Annotated in this window: 1 protein-coding gene; it reads right to left on the reverse strand. The window is 64.6% G+C overall.

What is annotated here, in order from left to right; all coding sequences use genetic code 11:
- Window positions 1-336: EAL domain-containing protein (locus EOD29_RS30935; protein ID WP_164763903.1), on the reverse strand; the 336-nt coding region annotated here is incomplete at both ends.

Consider the following 336-nt stretch of genomic DNA (forward strand, 5'->3'; position numbering starts at 1 on the left):
ATCAGATCGTTGGTCGCCTGTTCCAGTGCGAACATGCCGAGCGGGCCGATAAGATCGGAGGCCTCGGCGATCGGGATGAATTCGGACGGCGGGATATTGCCGCGTTTGGGATGTTCCCAGCGCATCAGCGCCTCGAAACCGGCGACCTCGACATCCTCCAGCCTTGCGATCGGCTGGTAGACCATCGCCAATTCCTTGCGCTCGATGGCGCGGCGCAGATCCGTTTCCAGCTGCAGCCGGTCGGTGCCGAAGTCGCGGAAGGCCGGCTGGACCGGCTCGACGCGGTTGCCGCCGGCCCGTTTTGCCCGGTACATGGCAAGCTCCGCATCACTGAGC

The organism is Mesorhizobium sp. M1A.T.Ca.IN.004.03.1.1 (assembly GCF_003997555.1).
Classification (GTDB): Bacteria; Pseudomonadota; Alphaproteobacteria; order Rhizobiales; family Rhizobiaceae; genus Mesorhizobium.